At 53.6% G+C, this 1,883-nt stretch carries 2 protein-coding genes; both read right to left on the minus strand.

Features of this window, described 5'->3' with window-relative positions:
• Positions 1–123: 123 nt before the first annotated feature.
• Complete coding sequence (locus AACT35_RS08570; protein ID WP_099239816.1) at positions 124–780, minus strand: ABC transporter ATP-binding protein; 657 nt, start codon at positions 778–780, stop codon at positions 124–126.
• Positions 781–783: 3 nt separating this feature from the next.
• A partial coding sequence (locus AACT35_RS08575; RefSeq protein ID WP_099239818.1) for an ABC transporter permease occupies positions 784–1,883 on the minus strand: 1,100 nt, incomplete at its 5' end.

Here is a 1,883-nt window from a genome sequence, read left to right on the forward strand (position 1 = left end):
CCTGGTTGTTTGGGTTGTCCCTGCCAGCTTTGAAAGAGAGACAAAAGCTCCCAGATAAATAGGCCCAAGGTGCTGACAATTGCGCCAAAAAGCAGGTATTTCCAGAGTTTTAAGCTGTATGGTTCAGGGGATTTCATCGGATTGCAGCTTTCCTTCCTTTAGCCAGAAAATTTTCTCGCTGAGATATTGGGCTTCGGTCGGGTTATGGGTGACATAAAGGGCACAGGCAGCAGTTAGCTCAAGATATTCGCGGATGTAATGGAGCAGAGTCTGTTTAAGGGTGAGATCCAGGTTCGTCAGGGGTTCATCAAAAAGGATGTAAGGGGGATGGGGCGCTAAAACCCTTGCCAAGGAAGCCCGTTTCGCCTCCCCTCCGGAAAGTTGGTAGGGGTAACGGTGAGCCAAGGGGGCGATCGCCAACCGTTCGAGGAGTTGTTGAATGCGTTGTTTTTTCACTGGGGCCGTGAGGTGGCCCAGGCCAAAGGCAATATTTTGGGAGATGGTCATGTGGGGCCAGAGAATCGGCGTTTGAAAGACAAACCCAATGTGACGTTGGTGGGGAGCGAGGATTTGCGTTGAAGAACTGACCACCTGACCCGCGAGGGAAATTGTACCGCCATCGGGTTGATCGAGGCCGGCGATCAAACGCAAGAGGGTGGTTTTACCGCTCCCAGATGGCCCTAAAATCGCCACGGTTTGCCCTGGTTCTACTGTCAGAGCTAAATTATCCAGAATTTTAGCTGTCTGATAGGTTTTGCTGAGATTTTCGACTTGGATCATGTTCTATCTCCCCCCTCGGTAAATGGTGCTCCAACTCCTTAATCCCCAAGCCATCAGTCCACCAACCCCAAAGGCGATCGCCACCAACACTAGACATAACACCGCCACCGACGCCGCCGCTCCGTAATGCAAGTAGTTATAAATCCGGAGGGTGAGGGTGGAATATCCAGGGGGAATCACGATCAAAGTCGCGCCCAATTCACCGACACTGAGGGCAAAGACCAGGCCCGCCGCCGCCAACAACCCCGGTAGGAGCAGGGGTAAACGCAACCAGAGCCAAATCCGCCACCGGGGGCCAACTTCCAAGCGGGTCGCCTCCCAGAGGGGTTGGTTCAATTGCTGTAATTGCGCTAGGAGTACCAAACTGGCGAAGGACGTAAAACGGGCGAGGTGGGCTAAAAATGGCATCAACGGTGTGCCGTAAATTTCCAGGGGAAGCGGGCGATTCCACAGATCAATCAAGCCAATCCCCACTAGGGGGGCGGGTAAAGCCAAGGCCCAAATCACCAGCCCCCAAGTCACTCTCCCCCAACGGTCATCACGGTTGAGAAGCTGGGCGATCGCCAAGGCCATGGGTAAAGCGGCGATCGCCACCGTCAAACCCAGGCCAACGGTAAAAGTTATTTCCCCGGCCGCCGCTTGGATTGGGGTCAACCACTGGGGTTCCTGGGCCACCACGATGATCAGCGTCAGAATGGGCACGAAAATTTGCAGTGCAAAAAGACCCAAGGCTAAGTGCTGCAACCTGATAAACCACCAAGGCCACTGGGGGGGAATTTCCCAGAGATTTTCCTGGGGCGAAAGTTGCATCGTTTGCTGGAGGGGAAGTTGTAAGATCAAAATCACCCCCCAGGCGATCGCCAAGAGGGGTACTGCTAAAAGAAACGCCCTAGCTGGCTCATTGCTGGTGCTGTATTCCGCGAAAATTTCTAGGGCATAAGTGCCAATGCCAAACAGGGAAGGAAGGCTATAGTCCATCAAGCTTAACAGAAAAATCAACCCAAAACTCGCCACAAAACTCGGTAATGCCAGGGGCAAAATAATTTGTCCCAACACCCGTAGATCCGGCACCAGGAGCCGCGCCGCCTCAATTGCTTCCCGAC

This window comes from Synechococcus sp. BDU 130192 (assembly GCF_963876085.1).
Lineage (GTDB): Bacteria > Cyanobacteriota > Cyanobacteriia > Cyanobacteriales > MRBY01 > MRBY01.